Source organism: Pseudarthrobacter sp. DSP2-3-2b1, assembly GCF_049895945.1.
In the GTDB taxonomy this organism is placed as follows: domain Bacteria; phylum Actinomycetota; class Actinomycetes; order Actinomycetales; family Micrococcaceae; genus Arthrobacter.
The window spans coordinates 254,977-280,499 of the sequence record NZ_JAFCTI010000002.1; the positions used below are offsets into that span (position 1 = coordinate 254,977).

The following is a 25,523-nucleotide window of genomic DNA, read 5'->3' on the forward strand; positions in this document are numbered from 1 at the left end:
GAACAGGTATATTCCTACATGTCCTGGTGGAACACCCTGCCCGCATTTGCCGTCGCTCTCCTCATCACTTTCGGCCCAGGCGGGGTGCTCGCCTACTTCATGGGTGCCCGGAGGCTTCCCCTGCTGTGCCTCGCGCCCCTGCTCACCATCGGCATCGTCGGCGTGGCCGGCATCGTAGCCGGCGCTGTAGGCCTCCGCTGGAACCTCACGCCGTTGCTGCTGACGACGGCGGGTGCCTCCGCGGCAGCGTGGGCACTTCGGCGGTTTGTAGTGAAAGCCGAGTCTTCCGCGCGGCAGCCGGCACCTTACGTTGCCTGGGCGGGAGCCGCCACAGGCATGGCCCTCGGCGGAGCCCTGACCGCACGGAGACTCACGGAAGTCATCGGCAGCCCGGAAAACTTCGCGCAGCGTTTCGACAACGTGTTTCACCTTAATGCCATCCGCTATATCATCGAGACCGGCAACGCGTCCTCCCTGTCGTTGGGCGGCATGGCTGGTGGCGAAGGCGGCGGCGCGATCTACCCCTCCGCCTGGCACTCCGTGGCAGCCCTGATAGCCCAGCTATCCGCCTCGGACGTGGTTGTTGCTGAAAACGTGTTCAACATCACCATCGGCGCGGTGATCTGGCCGGCCGCGCTGATCCTGTTGGTGCACCAGATCGTCGGTCCCCGGCCGGTTGCACTGGCCCTCACAGGTGTCTTCGCCGCGGGGTTCACGGCCTTCCCGATCTCGATCATGGACTTCGGCCCCCTGTACCCGAACATCCTGTCCTACGCGCTGCTGCCGGCGGCTCTGGCAGTCGTCATTGGTCTGTGCCGACTGGGGTTCGATAGCCGTGGAGACCGGACGATGTTGTGGATGGCCCTCACCGTGGCCGTCCCGGCGCTTGCCCTGTCTCAGACTAACGGCCTACTGTCCCTGGTGGCATTCGCGCTTCCCCTTGGGCTGTGGGTCGCGGGCCGCGAGTTACTGAGCCTCCGTGGCCGCTCGTTCCGTCCCGTGCAGGTGCTGATCATTATCGGCACGGCCCTCGCCGGGCTGTTGGTGTTTGCACTCGTGTGGCGCGTATTGCGCCCCCTCGTGGAATACGACGGATGGGCGCCGTTCACGGGCCTGACCGGCGCAGTGGGCGAAGTCATCTTGAACGCACCCATCGGCCGGCCCGTCGCGTGGGCACTCTCCATCCTCGCCCTCCTTGGCCTTCAACAGGTTCTTCGGAAGACCAGAGACCTCTGGATTGTCCTCTGCTGGCTGGTGCCTGTGGTCCTTTACGTTACAACCGCCTCCACACCAAAGGGCTTCTGGAGGATGCTCCTGACTGGCGGCTGGTATCAGGACAGCTACCGTCTTGCAGCGCTCCTCCCCATCTTTACCGTTGTCCTCGCAGCCATGGGCAGTTTGTTCCTGTGGGACGTCCTTAAGGTTCCCGTAACCAGGGTCACCGCCCGCGTCAGCGGGCCGGTAGGCCGCAAGTTCCCGGCTGCAGCCCAGGCCGGATTGGCGGCACTCACCATTTTGGCCGCAGTAGTTGCAACCCAGACCGGAACCATGCGCGGAATCACGGAGGAGGCGTCACGGGCCTACGTTTTGGACTCCTCCTCGCCAATCGTCGACTCCGACGAGCTGGCCGTGATCCACCGACTGCCGCAGACTGTTCCCGAGGACGCGACCATCGCAGTGAACCCTTGGAACGGAGGCTCGCTCGCCTACGCCCTAACGGGCCGTAAAGTGAGCACGTACCATATGTTCTCCACCGACGACCCTGAGCTGGCAGCCATAAACAAGGACATCGGCACCGCACTCCCTGGTTCCACCGTGTGTTCGATCGCTAAAGCGCGGAACGTTGACTACATCCTTGACTTCGGATCCGCCTACCTGGCCGACGCAGCAGCGGCCCAGGGCTTCAGGGGCGTCGTGGATGTCAAGGCTTCACCGTCGGTGAAGGTTGTGGATAGCCAGGGGGAGGCCCGGCTGCTGGAAGTTCTCTCCTGCGGCTAAGCAATAGCGCGGGGACCGATCAGGTTGAGACGACCCCCAACACGTGGCGCGAGCATCAGCGGCCGGAAAATACCACGGCGGCATTGCCGACGCAAATCGAAGCCCTGCACTAGTTTGGCTCGCCACCTTGCGCAGTCCTCGCCCGCGCAAGTCACTGCCGTCGGCATGCTGCCGTCCAAAGGTAACGACGTTGAGCAACTATCCGACGGACCAGGAATTGGTACTAAATGGGTGTCGTTTGAACTGGCCGTGACAGCTAAAACCAAGGTCAGTTGGGCCCAAAGCTGGAGGCCCGCGGATTCCGGCTAAACCAATTGGGTTGGTCCTAAAAGAGAATGTTAACCTTTACCGATGACTGAAAACCTCTATCTCGTCGCTTCCGGTGGAAATCCGAACTACGGCGATGAGCTTATCGTTGCCGCCTGGCTGCGATTCCTAGCCCGCGTGCGCCCTGACGCGACCGTCTGGCTGGACTGCCCACAGCCAGGCACGGCGAGCTCTCTCTTTGCCGGCATACACCCTGGCTTCCACGCAACGAACACCCTTTGGCGGGCCTGCGCCGACGCGCCGGATCAGTCTGCCCAAGGCGTGTGGGACCATGTTGCAACTATCGTGGCCGACGGCGGAACACCCATGTACGACGTCGGGCTCATGACGTTGGGCCAGGCGGACTCCATCCATCTCTTAGGCGGCGGCTATGTCAACGGTGTCTGGCCGGACCATGTGGGGCTCGTTGCGGGTATGGCCGCTGCGCGAAAGCTGAACGGCTGCAGGCTCCTGGGTTCCGGCCTCGGCCTGATGCCGCTGCCGGAAAACTCAGACCTGCTAGCGAAAACCTTCGCGGACTTCGCGGCGGTCAGTGTCCGCGATTACGCCAGCGCGGAATTTCTTGGCCTCGAAACGGGAGTGGACGATGTCTTCTTAGGTATTCTCCATGAGCTGCACCGGAGCGCCGGGTCTCCGCGCGTACAGTCTCGTGCAAAGGACGTCATGCTGTGCATCCAGAGCGACATGACCGATGAACAGACCTTTTCACAGCTCAGGGATAAACTGCAGGTCCTAGTCGAGAACTCCCTTGCAAACGGACTTTCGGTGGGCTACGTGGAGGCGATTCCTGGGTCGGACCGACGAATGTTCGATGCTCTTGACGGAGTAATCCCCGAGGAGAACTTCGTGCCGTTCACAGAGGTCTGGAGCGATGGACTGCCCGTCCGACGCGGCCAGCAGTGGTACACCTCGCGGTTCCACCCGCATATGGTTGCTGCGGCCGCAGGCGCTAAGGGCGTCGCCATCGGCGTCCTCGACGACTACTACGACATCAAACACCGTTCGCTGCTGGATCTTGGCTCCGGCTGGACGTACGCCGCTGCAAGCAGTGACATAGAACTTCCAGAACCTACCGGCGCGGCAGGCTTCGAAGCTGCTGCGATCCGATTGGCGGCTAGCAAGAGGACCGAGGTTTTGGCTTTGTATCCCGTCCGCTAAGAGGAGGCATACAAAGGGGGGCTGCATTTGCCCTCCTTTGTATGCCATTGGTGCTAGATTCGACCGGCCACTAAAACCTTCAGCGCACGGTGCGTGCCATTTTAGGCTTAGGGTCAAACTTGATGCCTGAAAGGATGCGTTTTGCCACCCCGAGTTGCAGGCGGCGCCCGACCCCGCCCCTAATCATCCGTGCAAACGTTGTGATCACGAACCTTATCCAGGCCAACTTGTCATCGTGGTGCCACCGGTACGAAGATTCGTTGCGCGCCCCGTAGAAGAACTTCCAAGCATTTCCTGGATTCAAATCACCGAAGTTGACGCCGCGGTTCGTCGGCATGTCGTGAGTGACAAGACTATCGAGAATCTGGACACCAGGTCCATCAGCACTAATGCGCAGCGTGTACTCCATGTCATCGAACCAAATGAAGTAATCCACCAACGGCAGTCCGAATTTTGCGATGGACCGGCGGGGAATCAACACCGACACAAACGAGCAGTTCGTGATCAGCACAGCCTGCTTACCCTTTGCGATTAGCCGTCCCCAGTCCCACGTGGCGCCGGCGTTGTTCATTTCGCAGATTGAGCCATCTGTGTAGCGGACCAAGGAGCAGCTGTACGGCACGTTGCGTCCCAGTTCCTGTTCTGCTTCGGCATGGCCGAACAGAAGCCTTTCAAGGGCCGTTTCGTCCGTGTAGCAATCGTCGTCCATGATCCACACCCAGTCGGCGCCGCGCTCGTAAGCACGTTCCATGCCCGCCGAAAACCCGCCGGCTCCCCCGGTATTGTGATCCAGACGAACGAGCTCCACCCGGGGATCGTCGACATAAACGGACAGTAATTGCGGGGTTGAATCGGTGCTTGCGTTATCGATCACGATAAGACGGTCCACGGGCCGCGTCTGTGCCAAAATCGAGTCGAGCACCCTTCCGAGCTTGTCAACTCGGTTATATGTCACTACTACGGCTGCGACCTGGTCGGTCATGCTTTCCATCCTTTGTAAAGTTCTGCGGTCCAAGTCCGCGCGTCGGGAAGTTCCTTCAGCGCGGCAATCTTCTTCCTTTGTTCTTCGACGATCTGTTCGCGTAGCTCCTCTGACGCCATGATCGCTTTCGTGCGCTGCACGGCCGCCTTAATAAACGCCAGCGGTTGCCTCGGCACCAGCGCCCGGGCAGAAACCAAAGAAGCTTGGGAACCGACGTCGGTAGAAAGGACGGCTACGTCCTGCGCTGTCGCCTCGAACGTCGTCAGGGTGAGTCCCTCGTTGTCGGAGGAAATAACGAGAAGGTCCGATTCAGCGAGCGTTTCGTCTACGGAATGCGGGGGCTGGCGCAGTTCAATGTGATCCGTCAGCCCATACTTTGCGACGAGCTGCGCGGTCTCTCTTTCCAAAGTGCCGGAGCCGTGGAGGATGAACCGGACATCCTGGTCCGTGGAGCGTTTTAGCTGGGCTGCATAGCGCAGAAACAGATACGGGCGCTTCTGCTGGCTGAGACGGCCAACGAAGGACACCGTGAAAGGGCGTCCTGGCTCCTTCTCAATTTTCGAGGCGGCAGAGACGTCAATCAGGCCGTAGAGCGGAGCGAGCGATACCTTCGCTTTGGGGACGTCACGCTGCAAGACCATATAGTCTCTTAGCTGCGGCGAGATGACGTGGTGCACGTCTATAACGTTGGACAGCTTCACCGCTACTTCAACAAATCCGCCGGTCCGCCACTCGACGATGTGTAATGAGTCGGCCGTCCTGATCCGAGGATCCATGGCTTTGAACCATGGTAGGCGGTGATACAACCAGCCGTTGTGGTGGACATGAATGCCTTGAACGGAGAATTGCGTCACCAGTGCCGACAACAGAGCGGACTCTTCTTCGGCGGAAATAGGCAGGTTTAGCGGCAGGACAAGCGCCCCATCCAGTTCAGGCCGCACGATCCACGGGTGGGCTGACTCGCGGTCAGTTAGAACGATAGGAAGGAAGCCTGCTTCACGAGCCAACGCGATGGTCTCGATGGCCCATCGTTCTGCACCACCCATCTCCAGCCAGTGCAGCCCAAAGATGATTACCGGCGCTCCTTTCTGAGACGAGTGGAGATACGGCGTCGTCGATTCAAGAGGAGCCATCCGGTGTGGCCGGCGGTTAGGGGTAACGCGCTTTTCGTAGTAATCAGTAAGTCCTTGGCGCAGCGCGTCGAAAGCGATCGGAGCACCAAATCGTGCAAGCCGCAACACTTTGGCTTTCCGGCCAGGGCGGTCGTAGAAGCTTGTTCCACCCTCAGCGCCTTTACCACCCAAGTCCAGGACCAAGGGAATAACCGGTGCATCGGTTGACGCCAGTGCTGGAACCGTGCTCTTTATGACCACAGAACACACGACAGTCCGGTCGGGCTCCCATTCGTGCTGGTGGCACTCATGGCCGGTCAGACGAGGAAACTCACCGTCCGGTGCACGGAGGACAATGGCCTTGAACTCACGGCCAGGCTGAATCAGCGAGTGGTAGTTCAACCCGCCAACGAGCAGTCCGAGTTCCCTGTCCGAGAGCCGACTGTCGCCACCGGCGAGCCCAGAGCCGCCATCGTCGATTGTCTCAAAGAGCTTATGGGCTTTGTTCATGAGGATCCCTCGTCGCAACTCGCTTGCATATGCTTTTTCCCTTAGCCTTCTCGCAATAGGCGGACGGCCTCTGTAATCGGACCGTCGGCGACTTTAATTCCTTGGCGAAGAACGACACCTCGGTCGCAGACTTTGCTCACCATATCGAGGTCGTGGCTCACCACAACCAAGGTCGTCCCGGACTCGCGAAGTTCCTGAATCCGCTCGAGGCACTTCTTTTGAAAAGGCTCATCGCCCACCGAGAGGATTTCATCAATGAGAAAAACGTCAGGCTTGGTGTGAACAGCAACGGAGAAGGCCAAACGAAGAAACATACCCGAGGAATAGAATTTCACCTCAGTGTCTATAAACTTCCCTATTTCAGAGAACTCGACAATCTCATCAAACCTGTCGGCCGTTTCCTGCTCCGTCATTCCCAAGATCACGCCGTTGAGGTAGACATTCTCCCTGCCAGTAAGATCCGGGTGGAAACCAGCACCAACCTCAATAAGACCAGCAACTTTTCCCCGAGTCCGAATGCTGCCCGAGTCTGAGCTCATCACGCCGGAGATCAATTTCAGCAACGTAGATTTGCCTGAGCCGTTGAATCCGAGCAAGGCAACTGACTCCCCCGATTCCACTGTGACGTCCACTCCGTCGAGCGCCATAAAGGTGGACGACAGGTCACCCCTTCGACCTTTGATAAGCCACACGACGGTTTCCTTTAGGGAACGTGTGTGCCTGAGGTTAAACCGCTTGGAAACGTTTTCAACGACAATAGCTTGAGCCATCACAATTCCTGCGCAAATCTGCCTTCAAGGCGTCGGAATACTGACTGCCCCAGGGCCAGAATCAACAATGAAATCAACAAGCCCACGGGCAACCAGAGGGACAGGAGGTTGTCGGGTAGACGGGCTCCTTCCGGGGCCATTCTTACAGCGGCAGTCGGTGACCAGAAGGCTGCATGGAAGATCTCTACCGCGATGGTCATGGGATTCAGCTGGTAAAAGAAGTAGAATGTTTCGCCTAGCGTATCGCGCACCAAATACCAAGCATAGAGTACTGGGGAAAGCCATGTGGCCATCATGAGCATGAGGTCAACAATGTTCTCCGAATCCCGGAACATTACGTTAGCCGCAGCAAAGAGCAGGCCTAGCCCAAGCGACAAAATCGTCACCATGACAAAGGCTCCTACGGCCCCGATCAGCTGAATCACGCTCGGGGTCCAGCCGAAGAACATACACGCAACCACCAATATCAAGAATTGGGGGAGAAAATGCACAATTGCCACCCATACGGACGCAACCGGAAAAAGTTCGCGGGGAAGGTAGATTTTTTTCACCAAGGCTCCGTTGGCCACTACGGAACGGGTGGCCTGACCGAATGCTTCAGAGAAGAAGTTCACCAGAATAATTCCTGAGAACATGTAGATGACGAAGTTCGGCTGTTTGTTCAGTCCCAGGAACACACCAAGTGCAAAATAGAAAACTACGAACTGCACACCGGGGCGGACATAGGACCAAAGGAGGCCCAGAACCGAACTTCGGTACCTAACCTTAAGTTCTTTTCGGACGATCAGCCGGAGTAGACCACGGCGGCGAACGACGTCAATGAGCCCGCCGCCGCTGTCGGGGGCGGCAAGCAACTCACCACTCACGCGTCCACGCCTCCGCTTTCAATCTTCGCTCCGCCTTCAAAATGCGGCCGAATCTGGTTGTCGAACATATTCAGCGCGGACCCAATGGCCATGTGCATGTCAAGGTACTTATAGGTGCCTAGACGACCACCAAACAGGACATCCTTCTCGGCTGCAGCCAGGTCGCGGTACTTGAGCAGGCGCTCCCTGTCCGCGGCCGTGTTGATCGGGTAGTAGGGCTCGTCGCCCTTCTCCGCTGCTCGCGAGAACTCACGCATGATAACGGTCTTTTCCGTCTGGTACTCGCGTTCCGGGTGGAAGTGGCGCGGTTCGATGATGCGAGTGTAGGCAACATCGGCGTCGTTGTAGTTGACCACCGAGGTTCCCTGGAAGTCGCCGACGTCGAGCACTTCTTCCTCGAAGTCGATGGTGCGCCAGGACAGATCACCCTCAGCGAAGTCAAAGTAACGGTCCACGGGGCCCGTGTAGATGACCGGGATGTTGCCGACGACCTTGTTTTTGCTGTACTCATGCGATTCGTCGAAGAAGTCGGTGTTCAGCCGGACCTCGATATTCGGGTGCTCAGCCATCTTTTCGATCCAGGCGGTGTAGCCGTTGGTCGGCAGGCCCTCGTACTTATCGTTAAAGTAGCGGTTGTCGTAGTTGTAGCGCACCGGAAGCCGGGAGATGATGCCGGCCGGCAGGTCCTTGGGGTCCGTCTGCCACTGCTTGCCGGTGTAGTGCTTGATGAACGCCTCGTAGAGAGGCCGGCCGATGAGCTGGATGCCCTTGTCGTTCAGGTTCTGCGGATCCGTTCCAGCAAGTTCGCCAGCCTGTTCCTGGATCAGGGCCTGAGCCTGTCCGGGAGTCAGATTCGAGCGGAAGAACTGATTGATCGTGGCCAGGTTGATAGGCAGGGAGTAAACCTCACCCTTGTGCACGCCGTAGACCTTATGGACGTAGTTGGTGAAGGTGGTGAACCGGTTCACGTATTCCCACACGCGCTCATTCGAAGTATGGAACAGGTGAGCGCCGTAACGGTGGACCTCGATCCCCGTCTGTCCGTCCTTTTCGCTGTACGCGTTCCCACCGATGTGGTGGCGGCGGTCGAGAACGACTACCTTCAAGCCGAGCTCAGTGGCGGCCTGTTCTGCGATTGTCAGGCCGAAAAAGCCCGACCCTACGATGACGAGGTCAGCGGTCACAAAATCTCCTGGTTCGAATGCGGGCAGCGCAATGTTGCGCATTGTCTGCTGCTCTAGCCTACCCGAGACCCTGTCGTGACCGTCCAATCGGGTGAGCCAGCTCCCACTCCCCCAGGTACCGAACCGCGCCTAATCCCCCAACGCCCGCAGCCCGCCGTCGTACTCCGCGTAGCGGGTGCCCGTGCTCGGACACACCCATGCCCCATCGTCCTGCTGCAGGGGAAGTCCGGCCTTGCCAACCCACCCAATGCGTTTGGCTGGAACGCCCGCCACAAGTGCAAAGTCCTGCACATCGCGCGTCACAACTGCCCCTGCAGCCACCGTTGCCCAGGAACCAATGGTGACCGGGGCAATACACACGGCGCGCGCGCCGATCGCAGCGCCTTCGTGGATCGTGACCCCCACTTTGTCCCAGTCGTCCTCAGTCTTCAGGCTTCCGTCAGAGTTGATGGCACGGGGGAAAACATCATTGGTCAGCACCACAGCGGGCCCAATGAAGACACCATTCGCCAGGACAGCAGGCTCGTACACCAGGGCGTAATTCTGCACCTTGCAGTTGTCGCCCAGTGTCACGCCCGGGCCGACGTAGGCGCCGCGCCCGATGACGCAGTTCGCGCCGAGCCGGGCCCCCTCCCGCACCTGTGCGAGATGCCAGATCTTCGATCCCTCCCCGATCATGGCACTGGCTGAGACGTCGGCACTTTCTGAAATGGAAGTCATCTGGCCGTACCTTCTTCTGTTGGGATGAGGGGCAAGGGCGGGTGGTGTCACCGATCCTAACTGAGGCCCCCGCCCGTGGACATTGTTTTGACTGCGCAAAGAATCCGTCCTTATCCACATAGGCCACGCAATCCACATAAGCCCACGTATCAGACGACACCCGCCAGCCGAATAGCTAGCTTGGAGAAAAGCTGATCGTGAGGAACGGAAGACCATGTTGCTGCACTGCACGCTCGTCCGGAGCCCCGGCGCAGCTCTGCAGGAAAGCCCCGCGGAACTGACCATCGAGGGCCCAAGTGGTCGCTCCGGAATGGAACTGCAGGAACAACTGGCGGCCCGTTTTGGAACCGGGAAAGTAACGGTCGACGGCCAGTCAATCAGTTCGCTCACCCTCGGGCAGCCCCCGTTGGTCAACGGAGCTGTCCTCGTCGACCGCGGCATGGCGGACGGGGGCTTCACGTCCAGGCAGCGCAGCTCCGAGCCTCCCGCGTCGCTGGCTTTGGCAGTCAACAGCGGTGCCGGGGCGGGCATCGTTGTGCCCCTCCGCCGGGGAACCTACACCATTGGCCGCAGCGACGGCGAGATCCTTATTCCAGACGCCGACCTGTCGCGGTCGCACGCGCGGCTCGTGGTGACCGAGACCGCCATCTCGCTTGAGGATCTGGACAGTGCGAACGGCATAGAGGTGGACGGCGAGCGCGTGAGACACGCCATCGTTTCGACCGGCTCCACCATCCGCTGCGGCAACTCGACCATGTCCCTGGTCTTCCTCGAACAGCCGAACAGCCGGTTGCACGCGGCCGGGTTGGCTGTCGACGAGCCGTTGGTTGTCAGCCGGCGTGACGGCCCTGCGAACCGGGCGGCCCTCTGGCTCGCAGCTGTTCTGCCACTGGTCATTGGTGTGGGCTTGGCCGTGGTCACCGGCATGTGGATGTTCCTCGCGTTCACAGCCGTCTCTGTCATCTCCGTTCTGGTGCCCCTGGTTTCCGGTCGCAGGCAACGCCGCGAGCTGGCTGCTGCAGTCAGGGCCGCCGTGGCCCATGACCAGGAACGACGACGGCGGGCCGCGCCGTCGCTGTCGGACCTCACCGTTGGGGTCCTGCATGGGAGTGTCGGGGTTGGGGGCGGCGCGGCTGCCCCCGGCCCGGTAGAGAGCCAGTCCGCACCGCCACCGGCCGACGGTGTCTGGCTCCGTCTTGGCCAGGCGGAGCAACCGGCCAACCTCCGGTTCGATCCACCGGATCCTGGCCAGCCGATTCCATCTGCCGGCGTCCTCCCCCTGACACTCAACCCCGGCAGGCCGCTCACCACCATCCGGGGCCCGCAGGCATCAGCCGACGGAATGGTCCGGTCTCTTGTCATGCAACTGGCCGGTTACCCGTCGGGCCGGGGCACGCGCGTGCTGATCCACGGCAATGTGGACCGGCTCCCCCTCGCCGCGCGCTATCTGGACGGCTTCACGCTTTCCAGCACCGCCGCCACGAGCGGAACCGTGCTGGAGCGAGGCGTCAGATCCGGGCACGGCGTGCTGATTCTCCTGGACACGGCCGTCTCCGCTGACGGGATCATCCAGAAGGCCCACGCAGAGGCGTGGCAGGTCTTTCGGTTCGCAAGCGGCACGGCAGCCGCGTCGCCCGCCGACGTGGAGCTCCGTGAAGGCTCTTCCCTGTTCCGCGCGGGTGACCAAGCCGTCCGCTTCGCGCCGGACCTGGTTCCCCAAGGCGTCTTCAACACGTTTTGCCGGCGGCTTGCACAAGACGCCCACGGGACCGGGAACTCCAACCGCGCCATGCCCGTGTCCTGCCGGCTGGAAGATCTGCTTCCGCATTCCGCGGCGGAAACCGCCACCCGGTGGTCAACAAACCGCAACCGCCCGGGACTGTCAGTCCCCGTCGGCGTGTCGCTCGACCGTGTCCGCTTGCTGGATCTCCAGTCCGACGGGCCTCACCTCCTGGTCGCGGGCACCACTGGTTCAGGCAAGTCCGAACTCCTGCGGACCCTGACTGTTGCCTTGGCCCTCAGTTATCCGCCGGACCGTATCAACTTTCTCTTTGTCGATTTCAAAGGTGGCTCGGGGCTCGGCCCACTCGCCGGGCTTCCGCACTGCGTGGGAATACTTACTGACCTGACGAGCCACGAACTGGAACGGGCACTGCAGTCCCTGCGGGCCGAAATCAGGTTCCGGGAGAAGGCACTCGCCGAGGTACAGGCCCCGGATTTGGCTACCTACCGCGATTCGGCGGTTAACGCCCCACCGCTCTCCCACTTGGTGATCGTCATCGACGAATTCCGCATGCTCGTGGAGGAGGCCCCGGAGGCGCTCAGCGAGCTCATGCGGATCGCCTCAATAGGGCGCTCCCTGGGGATCCACCTGATCATGGCAACGCAACGGCCCCAAGGTGCATTGACGGCAGACATCCGCGCCAACGTGACAACGAGCATTGCCTTGCGCGTCCAGTCGGAAATGGAGTCCACGGACATCATCAATTCCCACGTGGCGGCTGGTATCAGTGTGGACACTCCTGGACGGGCTTTTCTTGGACGGGCCACGGAGGCTCCCTTGGAGTTCCAGGCCGCTTCCCTCACGGCAGGAGCGGGAGCATCAACGTCCGGGCCATCCGGAGTGTCGGTTATGTTGGCTTCGGAATTCATCGAGGCCGCCCCGGTATCCGGAGAATCGCAAGCTGGTAGTTTTTCTGGAGCCATAAGCACTGAGCCGACCCCAGCCAAGGCCATCGCTCCCCTGCTGGCCTCGATGTCTGCGCTATGGACCTCCATGAACGGCGCAGCCGTCCGGAAGCCCGTAGCGCCATCACTGCCCCTGGTTCTGCCGGAACCCGAACGAGATGCCGACGCCTGCAACAGCCAAACCTGGTCCGTCAGACTCGGCCTGATGGATGTGCCCTCCGAACAAAAAACGGCGCCCTTGGTCTGGGAACCTGCCCGTCACGGGCACCTGGGTCTCGTCGGCGCACCCGAGTCTGGAATGCAGGAGGCTGTCAAGCTGGCCGTCCTCAGCGTGGCATTGCATCCGCGGGAATACCATCTGTATCTGCTTGACCCCGACGGCTCGTTCGAGGACTTGGCTTCCCATGGCCGCGTGGGTGCAAGGGCCGGGCTCCATGAGATTCGCCGCGCCGTTCGCGTCCTGGAGCGCCTGGCCCGCGAGCAGTCCCTGCGGCTGGGACGCAAGGCCGCCCAGGACACTCCCATTGTGTTGGCTATTGCCGGCTGGGGCTCCTGGGTGTCGGCCTTTCGTGCCGGCCCGTGGGGCTGGGCGGAGGAACTGGTCAGTGACCTGGTCCGGGATGGCGGCCGGGCCGGCATCACGGTGCTCATCTCCGGGCAGCGCGAACTCGTCACGTCCAGATTTTTTGCCGCACTTCCCAGCCGGGTATATTTCCCGACAGGTTCGAGCGAGGACAGCCGGATCGCCTGGCCGAAGCTGCCTCCAATGCCTCCGATAAGCGGGCGGGCAGTTGCGGTTGGCGCGCTGGCGTCCGGGAAAAATGCGGTCTGTCAGTTCTACGCGCCAAGCAGCACCGAAGCTCAGATCAGGCTGTCCCGCCAGCCCGGGGAACCTCCCCTGCTGACCGTGCCATTCCGCATTGAACCCTTGCCGGAACGGATCCCGGCAGCTGAGATACCGGAAATGTTGAGCAACCCGGGATCCGCCCAATCACACCGTCTCCTCCGCATCGGCGTTGGCGGGGACGAACTGGACCCCGTAAGCCTCCGAGTGCAGTCGGGCGGCGTTCTGGCGGTACTGGGTGGCCCCCAGTCCGGGAAGTCGTCCTTTATGCGGTTGCTTCCCAAGCTCAATCAGGATTCAGGACCCTGGCTTCGGCCGGACGCCGAACCCGCGGTTTACTGGCCCAAAGTCCTGCGTCAGGCAGTGGCTGGCGAAATTGATCGGCGGTCTGTGGCGCTGGTTGACGATGCGGACCTCTTGCCGCAGGAAGTTAACCGCAGCCTGGCGGAACTCCCTGCCCTCGGCATCACCGTCGTGTTCACTGCCGGGTTCAGCCCGGTCCTCCCGCAGCGGGTTCTGCTGGCAATCCCTGCCCGCAACTCAGGCTTGGGAGTGCTTGTCGCCCCGAGGACCTTGCTGGACGGGGATCTGTTCGGAGTCCGGTTCGAGGCGGAGCCCAACCCACCGCCGGGCCGGAGCATTGTGATTCAAAACGGCCGCGCCACGGCCGTGCAGCTCGGCTGGCAACCCCCGGATGAACACCCTGGTGAGCCGCCGGCCGAACGGGCTGCCTGACAGGCATGGGCGGTACAGAGCCGCAAAGGCTATAGCGCCGGAGGCATGTCGCCGGTCCGCGAGGCGTAGCTGATGACGCGTTTGTCGAACAGCAGGACCAACGCGGCGACCGCGGGCACCAGCATCGCAAGCCCTGCCAGCACTACGCCGCCCGTAAGGGTGGGGAAAGCGATGGTCAGGACAAACAGTTGGGCTACCAGAGCCGCAGCCCGCGTCCACCGGCGCCCCCGGAAGAGGAAGAGTGCCACCGAATAAAGCCACGCAGAAAAAGCCAGCAGCAGGCCTAACGTGAAGATGGCACCCCCGAGAGACAACACCGGTGCGCCCGTCAGGAGTTCATAGCCGTACCAGGCCGCCGCCACCAGCAGTGCAGTGGCTTCAGCGGCAACAATCAGCGCGATCACCACAATGCCGCGGGGCCGCTCGGCGTCGGGCCCCGGCGCGAATTTGTCCGCTCCGGTGCCGGCCGGAAAACCGGACTCGGCGGGATCAGGTTCGGGCGCTGGACCTGCGGGGTTCACGGGGGGTCTTGACACACTGGCACCCTACCGGACATAGTCGGACATTGGTGCGGGTCTGCAGCAGACATGTGATGCATCGCTCAATATTCCGGGGATTCCAAGCCTTATTACCCCTTGTTTACACAGCGTTAACATGACAGGCTTGACTCAGATGACAAGGGGGCCCCGTAGGGCCCTTTTCCTTTGTAGCTACTAGTGAATAATTTCACAAGAGCTTTTCCCAGAAATGGAGCAACTGATCAGCATGGATTGGCGTAACCGCGCGGCGTGTCTCGACAAGGACCCGGAACTGTTTTTCCCCGTCGGAAACACAGGGCCGGCACTTCTCCAGATCGAGGAAGCCAAGAGCGTCTGCCGCCGCTGCCCGGTTGTTGACACTTGCCTCCAGTGGGCCTTGGAGTCCGGCCAGGACGCCGGCGTCTGGGGCGGCATGAGCGAAGACGAACGCCGCGCCCTCAAGCGCCGTGCAGCCCGCGCCCGCCGCGCCTCCTAGCAGCAGGCAACCGCGCACAAAATCAAGCTTAAAACGGTGCTGGCCGCGATCCCCTCAGGGATCGCGGCCATCACCGTTAAGTATCCGTTCGCGCAGATTCGGCCCTACCCTGGGGCCGCCCGGACCTACCGCGGCGCCAGGCTCAGCCGGATCTGGACTGCCGTACCGCCGCCGTCGCGGGGCCGCCACTGAATGGATCCGCCCAGCTCGCTGGTGACAAGCGTGCGGACTATCTGGAGTCCAAGCCCCTCAACGTGAGGGGTATCCGGGAGCCCCACGCCGTCGTCGGCAACGGTGACGGTAAGCAGTTCCTCACCGTCTTCCTCCTCGGAACGGTCCGCTATCAGCCACACGGTCCCCGTGCGTCCCTCAAGGCCATGCTCGACGGCGTTGGTCACCAACTCGTTGATGACCAGGGCCAGCGGGGTGGCGAAGTCGCTGGGCAGTTCGCCGAATAGCCCGGAACGCTCGGTCTTGACCTGCTGCGAAGGGGAAGCCACCTCTGCGGACAGCCGGAACTGGCGGCCGATGAGCTCATCAAAATCGACGCTCTGGGCCAACCCCTGCGAGAGTGTCTCGTGTACCAGGGCGATGGTGGCAACACGGCGCATCGCCTGCTCCAGGCCCTGTTTGGCCTCGTCGCTGACCATTCTCCGGGACTGCATCCGCAGCAGGGCGGCAACTGTCTGCAGATTGTTCTTTACCCGGTGGTGTATTTCGCGGATGGTGGCATCCTTGGTGACGAGCTCCATTTCCCGGCGCCGGAGTTCGGACACATCGCGGCAGAGCACCAGGGCACCAAACCGTTGCTGCTCGTCCCGCAGCGGGATGGCCCGTAGTGAAAGGCTCACTCCGCGGGACTCGATCTCACTGCGCCAAGGCATCCGCCCGGTCACCACGAGGGGCAGGGTCTCATCCACCATGCGCCGGTCCCGCAACAGGCTGGCCGTCACTTCAGCCAGGGAACGGCCTTCGAGGGACTCGCCATCACCCAGGCGCCGGAAAGCAGAGACGCCGTTGGGGCTCGCGTACTGCACGATTCCCTCGGCATCAAGCCGGATGAGCCCGTCACCAACACGCGGCGCGCCGCGGCGCGAGCCGGTGGGGGACGCGAAATCAGGCCATAGCCCCAGTGTTCCCATCCGCAGAAGATCGTAGGCGCACTGCCGGTAGGTCAGCTCAAGGCGGGACGGCATGCGGGAGCTGGACAGATCCATGTGGGTGGTCACCACAGCCAAGGTGCGGCCGTTGCGAACCATCGGCACTGCCTCAACACGCAGGGCCATGTCCGAGCTCCAGTTGGTCTCGCTGGAGCGTTCGATGGCCCGGCTTCCCCAGGCCTTGTCAACCAGCGGCAAGAGGTCCGACCGGATCGGCTCCCCCACAAAGTCGCCGTGGAAGACGGTGTGGGTGGTGGACGGCCTGACATGCGCCAGCGCCACGTACCCGTGGTCGGGATGGGGGAACCACAGAGCCAGGTCAGCGAAGGCCAGGTCAGCGACCATCTGCCAGTCGCCCACCAGGAGGTGCAGCCATTCAGCATCGCCCGGCCCAAAATCAGCGTGTTCCCTGATGGGGTCCGTAAAGATTGCCACTGCACCTCCAGTTGCGACGCCAGGTTTCCTAGCGTCGGACGATTGACCTCAAGAGCCTCAATGCTACCGACAGTGACGCCATGTCGTCGGACTCAAGCGAGTTCACCTCGTCAAACATGGTCTTCGCCCGGCCCAACTGCTCGGCATTCTGGGCTTCCCAATCCTTCAGCCGTTCCTCTGCAGGGGTGCCGGACGCGGTGTTCTCAAGGACCGCCGTCGTCATGTCAGAGGCGGTGGAGTAGAGGTCGTCACGGAGGGCGGCCCTTGCCAGGGCCTGCCACCGGTCCTGCCGTGGCAGGCTGCTGATCCGCTCAAGCAGAGAATCGATGTGGAAGCGGTTGAACACGGTGTAGTAGACGCCCGCGATCTCTTCCACGGGTTCCTTGCGGGTGTGACCGATCTTGGCGATGTCCAGCAGGACGAAGCTCTCGAAGAGTTCGGCCCAGCGGAGCGCTAGGTCTTCGGGTAGTTCCCAGCCGCGCGCTTTCTCCAGCCAGCCGGCCACCCGCTCGCGGTCATCCCCCCGGAGGTAGTCCAGGAGCCGCGCCCGCATCGGGTCCATCAGCGGCTTGAACTCCGCCACTGTATCTGCGATGGGGCGCGACGTGCCGCCTTGGCCCAGCAGCCAGCGGACCGCGCGGTCCAGCAGGCGGCGGATGTCCAAATGGACAGTGCTCCAGTGTTCGGTGGGGAACGACGCCGGCAGGCTGTTCAGCCCCGACACCATGGCGTCCAGTTCGTAAATTTCCCGCAGGGCCACGAAGGTCTTGGCCACTGCTACTTCCGTTGCGGACGTCTCCTCCATGGTGCGGAACGCAAAGGTGATGCCGCCGAGGTTGATCATGTCGTTGGCCACCACCGTGGCGATGATTTCGCGCCGCAGCGGATGCGTGTCCAGTTCCGCGTCGAAGCGCTCCCTGAGCTGCTCAGGGAAGTACGCCCGCAACGTCTGCCGGAACCAGGGATCGTCCGCGAGATCGCTTTCACGCAACGCCGTGGCGAGCTCAATCTTGGCATAGGCCGCCAGCACGGCGAGCTCAGGTGAGGTCAGTCCCTGGCCCTGGCTGAGCCGTTCCCGAAGGGTTTCGGTGCTGGGCAGCGCTTCGAGATCACGCTTCAGGTCCGCCGATTTTTCCAGCCAGTCCATCAGGCGCTCGTAGCTTGGGCTCCATTCAGCCACCCGCATCCGGTCGTTGAGGAGCAGGATGTTCTGGTCCACGTTGTCCTCCAGGACCAGCCGTCCCACCTCATCGGTCATGGACGCCAGGAAACCGGGCCGTTCCTCCGGTGACAGTTTGCCGGCCGCCACCATGCGGTCCACGAAGATCTTGATGTTGACTTCATGGTCGGAGCAGTCCACACCGGCGGAATTGTCGATCGCATCGGTGTTCAGGATGACGCCCTGGAGTGCGGCTTCGATCCGGCCCCGCTGTGTCATGCCCAGGTTTCCGCCCTCGCCCACCACCTTGACGCGCAGGTCCTTGCCGTCCACGCGGATGGCGTCGTTGGCCTTGTCCCCGACGGAGGCATTGGTTTCGGTGCTTGCCTTCACGTACGTCCCGATGCCGCCGTTGTACAGCAGGTCGGCGGGGGCAAGCAGTATGGCGCGGAGGAGCTCAGGCGGGCTCAGTTCGGCGGTCCCTTCAGGCAGGCCCAGCGCGTTCCGGACCTGTGGCGAGACCGGAATGACTTTGGCCTGGCGGGCGTAGACACCGCCGCCCTCGCTGATCAGGGATTTGTTGTAGTCGTCCCAGGATGACCGTGGCAGTTCGAACAGCCGCTGCCGTTCGCCGAACGAGGCTTTCTCGTCCGGCGCCGGGTCAAGGAAGATATGCCGGTGGTCGAAGGCTGCGAGCAGCCGGATGTGCTGTGAGAGCAGCATGCCGTTGCCGAACACGTCACCGGACATGTCCCCCACACCCACCACCGTGAAGGGCTGGGTCTGGGTGTCGACGTCGAGTTCGCTGAAGTGGCGTTTGACCGACTCCCAGGCGCCGCGGGCGGTGATGCCCATGGCCTTGTGGTCGTAGCCCACCGAGCCGCCCGAGGCGAAGGCGTCGCCGAGCCAGAAGCCGTATTCTGCAGCCAGCCCGTTGGCGATGTCCGAGAATGTGGCCGTGCCCTTGTCGGCCGCCACCACAAGGTAGGAATCGTCGTCGTCGTGCCTGACAACGTCCGACGGCGGAACAACAGTTTCCGCCGCGGCGTCAGTGACCAGGTTGTCAGTGAGGTCCAGCAGCCCCCGGATAAAGGTTTTGTAGCTCTCAATGCCCTCGGCCATCCAGGCAGAACGGTCCACCGCGGGGTCAGGCAGCTTCTTGGCAAAGAAACCGCCCTTCGCCCCGGTGGGCACGATGACTGCGTTCTTGACGGTCTGGGCTTTCACCAGGCCAAGGATTTCCGTCCGGAAGTCCTCGCGGCGGTCGGACCAGCGCAGTCCGCCGCGGGCCACCTTGCCGAAGCGCAGGTGGACACCCTCGACCCGCGGCGAATAGACCCAGATTTCGAACATCGGCCGCGGGAACGGCAGCCCCTCAATTTTGGAAGGGTCAAGTTTGAAGCTCAGGTGCGGCTTGTCCTGGTAGTAGTTGGTGCGAAGCGTGGCCTCGATCAGGTTGGCGAACGTCCGCAGGACACGGTCGGCGTCGAGCGTTTCAACCTCCTCGATCGCAACTGAGAGCTCTGCACGGACCTTGGCCTGTGCGGCAACCCGCTCCTCCCCGCCGACGGCAGGATCGAACCGCGCGGCGAACAGGGCCGTCAACGCCTTGGTGACCTGGGGATTCGCGAGCAGCGTGTCAGCCATAAAGCCCACGGAGTTGGTGTTACCCATCTGGCGCATGTACCGCGCGTATGCCCTCAGGATGGTGATCTGGCGCCATTGCATGCCCTCGCGCAGCACCAGCCGGTCAAAGCTGTCCGACTCCACCGCGCCTGATATTGCGGCGCCGAACGAGTCAGCCAGCAGCTGGCCTGTTGCCAACGGATCGATGCCCGCGGGGTACTTCAGGCCGAGGTCGTACAGGAAGAAATCGCGCCGGTCGGCGGTCTCGATTTCGAAGGGCCGCTCATCCAGTACTTCCAGCCCCATGTTGTGGAAATAGGGCAGGATCTGGCTGAGGCTCTTAGGCTCCAGCATGTACAGCTTGACGCGGGCGTCCTCCTCCAGGTCCTCGCCTGCGCCCTTGGGCAGGTACACATGAACACCGGGTTTCTCCTGCTTGGCACCTTCTGCGCGCTCGGCGTGGGCCCCGTACTGCTCAAAGCGGTTGATGTCCTCCAGCGCGTCTTCGACTTCGTAGTCCACGCGGTAACCGGCAGGAAATGCCTCGGACCAAAGACTGGCCAGTTCCTTGGCGTGGTCATCGGCCCCGCGTTCCCGCAGTACCTCGGCGATACCCTCACTCCACGAACGGGAGGCCCGGACCAGCCGCTTCTCGAGCTCATCGGTGTTGACGTCGCTGGCGTCGGCGCCCTTGGGCAGCCGGATCCGGAAGAAGAGGCGGGCGAGGGCGGACTCTGTCATCCTGGCTTCGTAGTCGATGGACTCGGCCTTGAAAGTGGACCGCAGTTCTTCCTCGATGCGGAGCCTGACGTTGGTGGTATAGCGGTCACGCGGAAGGTACACCAGCGCCGACATGAACCGGCCGTAGATGTCCGGGCGGAGGAACAGCCGCGTGCGCCTCCGCTCCTGAAGCTTCTGGATACCGGTAGCCGTGGCCGCCAGATCTTCGGTTTCGATCTGGAACATCTCATCACGCGGGTAGGTCTCCAGGATCCCCAACAGATCTTTGCCGGAATGGGAATCGGGCGGGAAGCCTGCGCTGCCCAGGACAGCCGCCACTTTTTCGCGGACGACGGGAATGTCCCGGACAGACCCCGTGTAAGCGCTGGTTGCGAACAGACCGATGAAACGCAGCTCGCCATTGACGTTTCCTGCGGCGTCGAAACTCTTGACGCCGATGTAGTCCAGGTAAGCGGCGCGGTGGACAGTGGACCGGGAGTTCGCCTTGGTGATCACCAGAGCACGCTTCTCGCGGGCCTTCCGGCGGCCCACTTCAGTCAGATGCTGCACGTGCGGAGCGTCAGGCTTTGCCCGCAGCAGGCCAAGGCCGCTGTCTTCACGCAGTTCCAACACATCTTCGCAGTCCACGTTAACGAGGTCGTATTCGCGGTAGCCGAGGAAGGTGAAATTGCCGTCGTCGAGCCAGCGCAAAAGTTCCTGCGCCTGCCTCAGCTCAGCGATCTGGGCAGGGTTGGCCACCTGGTCCAGGCCGGCCGCAATCTGCAGGGCTTTGTTCCGCATCTTGGGCCAGTCCTCGACGGCGGCGCGGACGTCAGCGAGGATCCGGTCCAGGCCGTCAAGCAGCGATGCCTGCGCATCTTCGGAAATGCGGTTGATCTCCACGGCGATCCAGGACTCCATATGGGAGGCATTCTCGCCCTGGGCGATCAGGTGGGACAGGATGGGCATCGCGGCGGTGTCGCCGCTGGAAATCCCGATGTGGGAAGGAACCCGGTCCACCTTGACCAGCTGCCCCGTTTCGCGGTTCCGGGTCACAACAAACAAGGGGTGAAGCACGAGGCGGATGGCGGCCTTCTGGCGGACCAGCTCTGCATTGACCGAGTCAACGAGGAACGGCATGTCGTCCGTGACAACGTAGACAACGCTGCTGTCTGCCTCGGTGGCGATGGAAACTTTTGCCTGGCCCGGCATCCGGCTGGCCGCAACCTTGCGGTGGGATTCAGCCCTGGTGGCCAGAACCTCCGGAGGATAGCTCCGGGCATCCTCTTCAGCCATATGCTGGTAATAGTCCGCAAGGAAACCCTCTTGGTCCTCAATGGCCACGGACTGATCCTCCACGCTGGATCCAGACGACATCGACAAACGCCTCCATCACACGATTATTGCTGCACCTTTGCAGCTCTTATGGTGAGCCTAACCCTTCAGAAGCCGCCTCGGTGTGGAAGAAAATACAGAGGATCGCGGAGATCGCTGGACGGGTGCACAAACCAAATCGGCGATGGCGCGCCTCAGCTTCGACTCAGGCGCCGATTCAAGCAGCAATGAACCGCCAAGAAGCGCTGCGTCGGCCGCAGAACTGTCCGCGGGCAGAAATGCCGTGATGCCAGACGACGGTCCATACCGCTCCCAGGCGTCACGCAGTTGCCGTTCCGGTGATCTCCCAACCGCGGCCGCGCGCACCTTGTTCATCACCACAACCGGCGACACGTGCGGTACTGCCGATTCCAGATCCGCAAGGCCGCGGACTAGCCGTGGAACGCCCACAGGATCGGCCGCCCCCACCGCGAAAACAGTGTCCGCAACCTCCAGGCTCCGCAAGGTGGCGGCGTTCCGGCGCGGCGCCATCGTGTCGAAGCTGAGTTCCTCGTCTGCTTCGAGGCAGAATCCGGTGTCCACCACGACGACGTCGGCAATCGCCTTTGCCCGCTCCAGCACCAGTGAGAGTGCCGCCGCCCGCAGTTCGGTCCATCTGTCAGCGCGGGTGATCCCGGTCAGGACGCGGAACGTGCCCAGTTTGGTGGTGACGGGTATGGCAACCTTCAGCAAGGCATCTTCATCCAGCAGGCCCTGATCGGCCAGCCTGCATGCCTGGGCAAGGCCAGCCGACTCGTCCAGCAGGCCGAGGACCGCCGCAATGCTGGCACCATAGCTGTCCGCATCGACCAGCAACACGGATTTTCCTTCGGCCGCCAGCTCCCCCGCAATGTTGGCTGCGATGAAGGTCCGGCCGGGTGATCCTGCCGGACCCCACACCGCGATGATCCTGCCTGCTCCGGAGGCTGGTGGTACGTCTACCTGTTCCCCGGGGAGTTGGCGCAGTGCCGCACCGGTATCGCCCACCCCGCTCCCGTGGCCGGCGCCACGTGGTGTGCCGGTCAGCTGAGCGACGGCCTCGGAAATGCGGCCCGCCAGTGCGGCCGGCTCCACTCCCGTCAGTGTGGACGCCACGCCGATCCCGCGCAGCCGGGCAGCCTCCTCGGCATTATCCGTCAAGGCGATGATGGCCACGCCGACGGCCCCGAGCCGGTCAACCAGGGAAGCTGTCAGCGACTCGCAGCCGTCCGCCACCACTGCGGCCCGCGCCAACCCGCTTTGACAGGCTGCCAGCAGTTCCGTCAGTTCAGTGCAGCGCCTGACCACTGTTACAGGACCGTGGAGCCTTTCCAACCCTCCGACGACGTCCTCTTCGGCCTCGCCCACAGTCACCACGGGTATGCTCATGACGTCCCGCCGCCCGGGTTCCAGACCACGGAGATCTTGGCTTGATTCGCTTGGGCTCCCAGGAGCGCCGGCATCTGGCTGTCAGCGACGAGAACCATCACCACTGTGCTTCGGGAGGAGCCAAAGGCAGTGGAGCCGTCAGTCAGCTGGGCAATTTCGGCACCGCGAAGCAGTAGCTGCGGTTCGCTGAAGCCGTTCCGTGCATCAGGGGCAGCAACCCAGACGTCCACCCGGGTTCCGGCAACGGCTTGTGGGGGGAGCGCCTCATCGATGGTCACGGCAACAGGCTTACGGTCCAGCGCGTCCACACCGGCAAGGCTTTCCTTGGGTACCAGTTGGCTCTTCCCGATTCTCTGAACCGCAACGAGCCCTTCCGGCAATCCTGCCTCGACCGTGACGTAGTGCTCTTCAGTCTCCCCGAGCCGGACTTTCGCGCGAACGACATTTTCGGTTGTCAGCCGTTCGCCCACGGCAATGGAGTCCTTGGCTGCATAGACCTCAGTGGTCTGGTCAGCACTGCCAACCAAGGAGATCACTCCCACCACGGACGCCAGAACCAACAGCACGCCGACCAGCAGCCGGGGATCCTTCCACGACGGGGCCTTCAGCCTGTTCCCCGCGGTTGCAGCATCATGGCTCATGCGTGTCTCTCCCCTAACTCGCGCCGGACGGCTTGCTGCACCCGGACACCTCATTGTTGCGGCATGGGCCCCGGAACAAAAGTCAAAAGTCCAAACAACATCAAACTGTGGATAACAGCACCAGACGGCTTCTTCGGTGGCAAAATGGGTTCATGCCCAGATTCCTTACCCTCGCCGATGTGGCTGAACAGCTGCAGATCAATTCGCCAGCGGCCTACGCCCTGGTCCGCAGCGGCGAACTCAAAGCCATCCAGGTTGGTGGCAGGGGCCAGTGGCGGGTGGAGGAAAAAATGCTCGAACAGTACATCGAGGAGCGTTACGCCGAGGCCAGCCGGATGATCCAGGAAGCCAAGGCCAAGCAGACCTGAGCAGCGGCCTTCCAGCTTTATCGTCCATCGCGTGTGCCCACCGCCTGCGTCCCCCCACTTGTGGTCCCCCACTTGTGTTCCCGCCACCGCCCCCGCCCTGCCAACGCGGCGCTACAAGTCCCCTGCACTCCGTGAGCGGATTGCACCCAGCGCCTGAAACGGAATGGTGGCAACCTGCCGGACCGAGGAGGCCCGCCGGGCCTCCCCCGGGTTGACCAGTGCCATATCGAAGAAATCGTTGCCCACCCGGTCGATGACCCCGGTGAGCCCATTCGCCTGTTCCGGCCCGCTTCGCACGGTCACCTCAAGCTCGGCCCGGTCCCTGCCCAGACCTCGCAGCGCCGACGCCAACCCGATCCGGCGCCGCACCTGCGACGGCTCTGCAATGGAGACCCGCCCCAAACCTGAATAGCGCGCCACCGCGCCATAAGGAATCAGGACCTGGTGGCGGGCCTCATTGAGAACCAGGGCTTCTGCCCCTGCATGACTGAGTGTGCCCTCGAAAGTCTTCCCGCACAGCAGGTGAACGATGACTTGGCTGCTGACGGAGCCCCGCAGCCGGTCCACCAGTACAATCGCAGCGCCCTCCACCCGCGCCCGCTCCGAGATCTCCGCCTCGATTGCCAATCTGTCGCCCTCGGCAAACTGTGCCTCCATGTCATCAAACAGTGCATCCCAACGCATGGGGTCAGCGTAGGTGGCATTTTCCTCAGCGGTCAATCAAGAACGACTTCGTTCCAATCTATGGACAAAAGTAATTAGCCTAGGTCAAACTGGGCGTAGATGTAACAAACAACATCAAACTGCATCAAACGAATGAAAGGGAAGTCATGGCAGTTGCTACCTCACGCAGGCTGACGGCGGATGCGGTCATGGCTGGGTCCATCCTGTTGCTGGGCATTTTCCTGTTCTTCTCCGGCGCGGCCCTGATGGAACAGTGGCAGCAAGCAGCCGCCCGGCGGCAGAGGCCCGGCGTCGAGGACCTCCTCGGTGCCGTCGCCGTGTCGGCCGGACTTGTCATAGTGGCTTGGTGGATCTTTTCGATGCTGCTGGCTGCAACAGCTGCGGCACTTGAGAAAGGCGGCAAAAGGCGCGCCGCTGCCAAAGCTGGAAAGTGTTGCCCGGCCTTTATGCGCCGGCTGGCTGTCGCGGCGTTTTCTGTGCAACTGCTGTCCGCTCCGCTCGCCCAGGCGGCCGTGCCGCCGGCAGGGCCGGCCTGGGTTCCAACGCAGGAGGTGGCTGTCCAGGCCCAGTGGGCACCGACCGCCGCGCCGCGGCAGGTGCCGGTGCCCTTGCTCGTGCCGGTGCCGGTGCCGGTGCCGGTGCCGGTGCCGGTGCCGGTGCCGGTGCCGGTGCCGGAAAAGACTGCCACACCTGCCCCAGCCACGCCTTCTCCCCGTCCGCAGGCCCCGGCGCTGCCTCCCTCAGTCAATTCGCACGTACAGGTCTCTCCGGACACGGCAATGCAGGTCCCGGAACCGCCAGCTACAGAATTGCCGTCCTCAGAACTACCGTCTACAGAACTGCCGTCTACAGAACTACCGTCCTCGGAACTACCCCCAACAGAACCACAGCGCACGAAACCGCCGGCCCCTGCCGTCCGCCCCGAGTGGCGTCCCAGCGCACCAGTTGCGGATCCGGGACTCTTGGCGGCCCCGCCTGTCCGCGCGGCGAATGGTCCTCAGGGAGCCGCGCGGGAAATCACAGTACTAGCGGGCGACACCCTATGGGACATCGCCTCACGTGAGTTAGGGCCATCGGCGA

The 25,523-nt window shown here is 62.5% G+C and carries 18 protein-coding genes; 5 read left to right on the top strand and 13 right to left on the bottom strand.

The annotated features are described in order from the left end of the window. Positions 1-18: 18 nt before the first annotated feature. Together ACP7AX_RS03780 and ACP7AX_RS03785 are read left to right on the top strand one after the other, a co-directional pair. Complete coding sequence (locus tag ACP7AX_RS03780) at positions 19-1,998, top strand: DUF6541 family protein (protein WP_426225439.1); 1,980 nt, start codon at positions 19-21, stop codon at positions 1,996-1,998. Positions 1,999-2,349: 351 nt separating this feature from the next. Then, entirely contained in the window at positions 2,350-3,483 is a 1,134-nt protein-coding gene (locus ACP7AX_RS03785) for a polysaccharide pyruvyl transferase family protein (RefSeq protein ID WP_426225440.1), read from the top strand. Between the two features lie 79 nt (positions 3,484-3,562). On the opposite strand, the gene ACP7AX_RS03790 is transcribed toward ACP7AX_RS03785, so the two are convergent. From ACP7AX_RS03790 to ACP7AX_RS03815, 6 genes are all read right to left on the bottom strand, one after another. Beyond that, a complete protein-coding gene (locus tag ACP7AX_RS03790; protein WP_426225441.1) occupies positions 3,563-4,465 on the bottom strand; it encodes a glycosyltransferase family 2 protein in 903 nt (300 codons plus the stop codon). Beyond that, complete coding sequence (locus tag ACP7AX_RS03795; protein ID WP_426225442.1) at positions 4,462-6,087, bottom strand: glycosyltransferase; 1,626 nt, start codon at positions 6,085-6,087, stop codon at positions 4,462-4,464. The genes ACP7AX_RS03790 and ACP7AX_RS03795 overlap by 4 nt, the downstream gene beginning before the upstream one ends. Positions 6,088-6,128: 41 nt before the next feature. Continuing rightward, complete coding sequence (locus ACP7AX_RS03800) at positions 6,129-6,857, bottom strand: ABC transporter ATP-binding protein (RefSeq protein WP_426225443.1); 729 nt, start codon at positions 6,855-6,857, stop codon at positions 6,129-6,131. Beyond that, entirely contained in the window at positions 6,857-7,723 is an 867-nt protein-coding gene (locus ACP7AX_RS03805; RefSeq protein WP_426225444.1) for an ABC transporter permease, read from the bottom strand. Before ACP7AX_RS03805 ends, ACP7AX_RS03800 begins: the two co-directional genes overlap by 1 nt. Beyond that, the gene (glf, locus tag ACP7AX_RS03810; RefSeq protein WP_426225445.1) at positions 7,720-8,907 is read right to left on the bottom strand and encodes a UDP-galactopyranose mutase; all 1,188 of its coding nucleotides are present in this window, start codon (positions 8,905-8,907) and stop codon (positions 7,720-7,722) included. Before glf ends, ACP7AX_RS03805 begins: the two co-directional genes overlap by 4 nt. Before the next feature lie 129 nt (positions 8,908-9,036). Further along, complete coding sequence (locus tag ACP7AX_RS03815) at positions 9,037-9,627, bottom strand: acyltransferase (RefSeq protein ID WP_426225446.1); 591 nt, start codon at positions 9,625-9,627, stop codon at positions 9,037-9,039. Positions 9,628-9,841: 214 nt separating this feature from the next. Here ACP7AX_RS03815 and ACP7AX_RS03820 point away from each other — a divergent pair, with 214 nt between their 5' ends. Further along, positions 9,842-13,894, top strand: coding sequence for an FtsK/SpoIIIE domain-containing protein (locus tag ACP7AX_RS03820; protein WP_426225447.1), 4,053 nt, complete (start codon positions 9,842-9,844; stop codon positions 13,892-13,894). Between the two features lie 29 nt (positions 13,895-13,923). On the opposite strand, the gene ACP7AX_RS03825 is transcribed toward ACP7AX_RS03820, so the two are convergent. Beyond that, positions 13,924-14,430, bottom strand: a complete 507-nt coding sequence (locus ACP7AX_RS03825) for a hypothetical protein (protein ID WP_426225448.1) — start codon at positions 14,428-14,430, stop codon at positions 13,924-13,926. Between the two features lie 229 nt (positions 14,431-14,659). Between ACP7AX_RS03825 and ACP7AX_RS03830 the strand changes: the two genes are divergently transcribed. Further along, the gene (locus ACP7AX_RS03830; protein ID WP_003804966.1) at positions 14,660-14,908 is read left to right on the top strand and encodes a WhiB family transcriptional regulator; all 249 of its coding nucleotides are present in this window, start codon (positions 14,660-14,662) and stop codon (positions 14,906-14,908) included. 125 nt (positions 14,909-15,033) lie between these two features. Here the strand turns inward: ACP7AX_RS03830 and ACP7AX_RS03835 are convergent, their stop codons facing one another. Genes ACP7AX_RS03835 through ACP7AX_RS03850 form a run of 4 tightly spaced genes read right to left on the bottom strand, consistent with a single transcriptional unit; the run spans position 15,034 to position 23,391 of the window. After that, positions 15,034-16,503 carry a histidine kinase N-terminal domain-containing protein gene (locus ACP7AX_RS03835; protein WP_131682681.1) on the bottom strand — a complete coding sequence of 490 codons (1,470 nt, stop codon included), beginning with the start codon at positions 16,501-16,503 and terminating at the stop codon, positions 15,034-15,036. A 28-nt stretch (positions 16,504-16,531) separates the two neighbouring features. Further along, positions 16,532-21,385 carry an NAD-glutamate dehydrogenase gene (locus ACP7AX_RS03840; RefSeq protein WP_426225449.1) on the bottom strand — a complete coding sequence of 1,618 codons (4,854 nt, stop codon included), beginning with the start codon at positions 21,383-21,385 and terminating at the stop codon, positions 16,532-16,534. 57 nt (positions 21,386-21,442) lie between these two features. Next, positions 21,443-22,750: an AAA family ATPase gene (locus tag ACP7AX_RS03845; protein WP_426225450.1), complete on the bottom strand. Its 1,308-nt coding sequence runs from the start codon at positions 22,748-22,750 to the stop codon at positions 21,443-21,445. Continuing rightward, the gene (locus tag ACP7AX_RS03850; RefSeq protein ID WP_426225451.1) at positions 22,747-23,391 is read right to left on the bottom strand and encodes a hypothetical protein; all 645 of its coding nucleotides are present in this window, start codon (positions 23,389-23,391) and stop codon (positions 22,747-22,749) included. Before ACP7AX_RS03850 ends, ACP7AX_RS03845 begins: the two co-directional genes overlap by 4 nt. Positions 23,392-23,543: 152 nt before the next feature. Here ACP7AX_RS03850 and ACP7AX_RS03855 point away from each other — a divergent pair, with 152 nt between their 5' ends. Then, positions 23,544-23,759 (top strand): helix-turn-helix domain-containing protein, encoded by a 216-nt coding sequence (locus ACP7AX_RS03855; protein ID WP_108597729.1) that lies wholly within the window; start codon positions 23,544-23,546, stop codon positions 23,757-23,759. A gap of 111 nt (positions 23,760-23,870) precedes the next feature. Here ACP7AX_RS03855 and ACP7AX_RS03860 read toward each other — a convergent pair whose 3' ends face one another. Together ACP7AX_RS03860 and ACP7AX_RS03865 are read right to left on the bottom strand one after the other, a co-directional pair. After that, entirely contained in the window at positions 23,871-24,443 is a 573-nt protein-coding gene (locus tag ACP7AX_RS03860) for a hypothetical protein (RefSeq protein ID WP_426225452.1), read from the bottom strand. A 161-nt stretch (positions 24,444-24,604) separates the two neighbouring features. Continuing rightward, on the bottom strand, positions 24,605-24,925 hold the full coding sequence (locus ACP7AX_RS03865) for a hypothetical protein (RefSeq protein ID WP_426225453.1): 321 nt from the start codon (positions 24,923-24,925) through the stop codon (positions 24,605-24,607). Between the last annotated feature and the right edge of the window lie 598 nt (positions 24,926-25,523).

Coding starts and splice junctions, on each gene's coding strand:
- ACP7AX_RS03780 (WP_426225439.1), top strand. CDS start 19: ATGTCCTGGTGGAACACCCTGCCCGCATTTGCCGTCGCTCTCCTCATC.
- ACP7AX_RS03785 (WP_426225440.1), top strand. CDS start 2,350: ATGACTGAAAACCTCTATCTCGTCGCTTCCGGTGGAAATCCGAACTAC.
- ACP7AX_RS03790 (WP_426225441.1), bottom strand. CDS start 4,465: ATGACCGACCAGGTCGCAGCCGTAGTAGTGACATATAACCGAGTTGAC.
- ACP7AX_RS03795 (WP_426225442.1), bottom strand. CDS start 6,087: ATGAACAAAGCCCATAAGCTCTTTGAGACAATCGACGATGGCGGCTCT.
- ACP7AX_RS03800 (WP_426225443.1), bottom strand. CDS start 6,857: ATGGCTCAAGCTATTGTCGTTGAAAACGTTTCCAAGCGGTTTAACCTC.
- ACP7AX_RS03815 (WP_426225446.1), bottom strand. CDS start 9,627: ATGACTTCCATTTCAGAAAGTGCCGACGTCTCAGCCAGTGCCATGATC.
- ACP7AX_RS03820 (WP_426225447.1), top strand. CDS start 9,842: ATGTTGCTGCACTGCACGCTCGTCCGGAGCCCCGGCGCAGCTCTGCAG.
- ACP7AX_RS03830 (WP_003804966.1), top strand. CDS start 14,660: ATGGATTGGCGTAACCGCGCGGCGTGTCTCGACAAGGACCCGGAACTG.
- ACP7AX_RS03840 (WP_426225449.1), bottom strand. CDS start 21,385: ATGTCGTCTGGATCCAGCGTGGAGGATCAGTCCGTGGCCATTGAGGAC.
- ACP7AX_RS03845 (WP_426225450.1), bottom strand. CDS start 22,750: ATGAGCATACCCGTGGTGACTGTGGGCGAGGCCGAAGAGGACGTCGTC.
- ACP7AX_RS03850 (WP_426225451.1), bottom strand. CDS start 23,391: ATGAGCCATGATGCTGCAACCGCGGGGAACAGGCTGAAGGCCCCGTCG.
- ACP7AX_RS03855 (WP_108597729.1), top strand. CDS start 23,544: ATGCCCAGATTCCTTACCCTCGCCGATGTGGCTGAACAGCTGCAGATC.
- ACP7AX_RS03860 (WP_426225452.1), bottom strand. CDS start 24,443: ATGCGTTGGGATGCACTGTTTGATGACATGGAGGCACAGTTTGCCGAG.